A 3,241-nucleotide genomic window follows, 5' to 3' on the forward strand; every position below is an offset into this window, starting at 1 on the left:
CCCATGAAAAAACTACTTTTAGCTACAGCAATCGCTGCCCTATCTGTATCTGCAGCCAATGCCGCACCAACTCTATACGGTAAAGCTTTTTTAGCTGCTGACTATGTTAACGCTGAATTCGATGGCCCTGCTGGCAATATGTATGATGAAGATACAGTAGAAATTAACTCTCATGCTTCACGTATCGGTCTTAAAGGTTCTGAAGCCATGACTGCTAACACTGATGTTATCTATCAGTTAGAGTACGGCACACGTATTGATGGTGATAGCAATGGTTTTACTAACCGTGATACATTCCTGGGTGTTGTCAACAAGCAATTTGGTGAATTCCGTGTTGGTAAAAACCAGTCAAGTCTAGCGCGTATCGATAACGTTGTTGTAAACCAAGGTTACTGGGATAACTTAGGCCAAACTCAAAACGAAAGTGAAGTGGTTTCAGCACTAAACATGGCGGATAGTAACCGTATCCCAAGCTCGATCATCTGGACTGCGCCTAAATATGACGGCCTACCTTTAGAGATCTCTGCAATGTATAGCTCTGATGATGCTAATGGTAATGATAACTCAGGTTTCGGTGTTGCAGCACTATTTGACCAAGGTACTGGCTTTACTGCTGGTCTAGCTTATGATAAAGACCAAAACATCGAAGGTGATATCATCCGTGGTACTGCTACTGTTGATCTAGCTAAATTCATGGCAGCTCCAATTAGATTAGGTGCGTTATATCAAGTAGCTGATTATGATTATGGTTCTTCTAAAGAAAAAGGTTTCGTCATCAGTGGTGAGATGCCTCTAACTAACTTTGCTCGTCCAGCGTCTGTCTATGCGCAGTACAACAACACCTCTAACTTAGATGGTTTAGATGATGCTGATTCAGATCAAATCGTTGTCGGTGGTAAATACTTCTATAAAGACAACATCATTGCTCATGCCTATGCTGGTATGAACAAAGCTGATAACGTACCGTATAATCCAGCTAATCTTGCAATTGCGCCAAGAGGCGATGCTGAAGTATTAGTTATTGGTACTGGTCTAGAATACAAATTCTAATCTAAGCATTAGAATCTGACTCTAAAAAACTCATCCTTCGGGATGAGTTTTTTTTGTTGTGGCCTTTTTAAGGCGGCAGTGGCGTATAATAGTCACGCTTATGATAAATATGCATTGATGCGGGCGAAGCGCTAAAAACTGAGTGTTTTAAAGAGTTTGTGCTTTTGCCCTATATTTTGTGGCGTATTTTTAGTAAAATCCTTCTTTACCAATTACCGACAGAGTACTATGACCAAGTTTATATTTGTGACCGGTGGGGTAGTGTCCTCACTAGGAAAAGGTATTACCGCAGCCTCTCTTGCCGCAGTCCTTGAAGCACGTGGCGTGAGCGTGACGATGACCAAAATGGATCCGTATATCAACGTCGATCCAGGCACGATGAGCCCGTTTCAACATGGCGAAGTGTTCGTCACCGAAGACGGCGCCGAGACCGATTTGGATTTGGGCTACTATGAGCGCTTTTTACGCCATTCAAAGATGAGTAAGAGCAACAACTTTACCAGTGGCCGTATCTATCAAAACGTGTTGAATAAAGAGCGCCGCGGTGAATATTTGGGCGGTACGGTACAGGTGATTCCGCATATCACTGATGAAATTAAAAGCAAAATCCTTGCCAGTGGCGAAGGCTACGACATCGCCATTATCGAGATTGGCGGTACCGTTGGTGATATCGAGTCACTGCCCTTTATGGAAGCGGTACGCCAAATGCAAGTAGAGCTTGGACGTAATCGTGCCATGCTGATGCATTTAACACTGGTGCCTTATATTGCCAGTGCGGGCGAAACCAAAACTAAGCCTACTCAGCATTCAGTAAAAGAGCTACGTTCTATTGGTCTGCAGCCAGATATCTTGATCTGCCGCTCTGACCACCATATCTCACAAGACAATCGCCGTAAGATTGCACTATTTACCAACGTCGAAGAGCGTGCGGTGATCATGTGTGAAGATGCGCAAAGTATTTATCAAATACCGCGCACTTTACATGAGCAAGATCTTGATGATTTAATCTGTGAGCGCTTTGGTCTTGATGTACCAGAAGCGGATTTAAGCGATTGGGATAAAGTGGTCGAAGCACAGCTCAATCCTGAAGCGTCAGTGACGGTCGCAATGGTAGGTAAATATGTTGAATTGCCAGATGCCTATAAGTCTATCAACGAAGCTTTGCTACACGCTGGTATCACTCATAAAGCCGACGTCAAAATCGACTATATCGACGCTGAACTGTTAGAAACCGATGATGCTTTATTTGCTCGTCTTAACGATGCCGATGCTATTTTAGTACCAGGCGGTTTTGGCGAGCGCGGTACCAATGGCAAAATGAAAGCCATTACCTATGCGCGCGAAAACAACGTACCGTATCTTGGTATCTGTCTTGGTATGCAGCTAGCGGTGATTGAATATGCGCGTAATGTGCTGAATATCGATGCCAATTCTTCTGAGTTCCATCGTACGGCCGCTGAGCCTATCATTGGTTTGATTACCGAGTGGTTGGATGAGCGCGGCGAACTGCAGATTCGTAACGATGATTCAGACCTCGGTGGCACCATGCGTTTAGGCGCGCAGCAAGCGGAACTGGTGGCGGGTAGTAAGCTTGCGCAAATTTACGGTTCAACCAATATCACTGAGCGTCATCGCCATCGTTATGAGATGAACAATCGTTATATCGAGCCATTAGAGCAAGCAGGTATGACGATATCGGGTTATTCTGCTAAGCAGCATTTGGTTGAGTCGGTTGAGATTCCTAACCATCCTTGGTTTGTCGCCGTACAGTTCCATCCTGAATTTACCAGCTCGCCACGCGGTGGTCATCCCCTGTTTAACAGCTTTGTTAAAGCAGCAAGAAACTATAGCGATAATAAATAACCATTATCGTACGACAGCTTGGTAATTATAGAAAAGACTATAAAAAAGACTGATCTTCGGATCGGTCTTTTTTTGGGCTTGAATTCAGACTTTTCTAATAACATTTTTTTTAGATACAGCTTTTATATCAGGCAGTTAAAATTATCAATTACGCTTGGATACTTTTTTTCATTGAGCTATCGGTTACAATAGGAAAAGTCAGATGAATAAACGCTGTTGATAACGACAGTAAATAACAATAATGAGGGTCAGCACTTCATGGAAAAATTATTAACCGCACAATCACATATCAAGCTTAATACGCCAAATGACAAGACGATTAATATCG

The 3,241-nt window shown here is 43.2% G+C and carries 2 protein-coding genes; both read left to right on the forward strand.

Annotated features, from left to right (window positions below; translation table 11 throughout):
* The first annotated feature begins 3 nt into the window (after nt 1–3).
* Nucleotides 4–1,050, forward strand: a complete 1,047-nt coding sequence (locus V7D75_RS12295; protein ID WP_333614798.1) for a porin — start codon at nt 4–6, stop codon at nt 1,048–1,050.
* Nucleotides 1,051–1,278: 228 nt separating this feature from the next.
* Entirely contained in the window at nt 1,279–2,913 is a 1,635-nt protein-coding gene (locus tag V7D75_RS12300) for a CTP synthase (RefSeq protein ID WP_333614797.1), read from the forward strand.
* Nucleotides 2,914–3,241: the final 328 nt, after the last annotated feature.

The sequence above is a fragment of the Psychrobacter sp. genome (assembly GCF_036731945.1).
Lineage (GTDB): Bacteria > Pseudomonadota > Gammaproteobacteria > Pseudomonadales > Moraxellaceae > Psychrobacter.

Excerpts from the sequence above, each read along its gene's own strand:
- V7D75_RS12300 (WP_333614797.1), top strand. The coding sequence starts at position 1,279 with ATGACCAAGTTTATATTTGTGACCGGTGGGGTAGTGTCCTCACTAGGA.
- V7D75_RS12295 (WP_333614798.1), top strand. The coding sequence starts at position 4 with ATGAAAAAACTACTTTTAGCTACAGCAATCGCTGCCCTATCTGTATCT.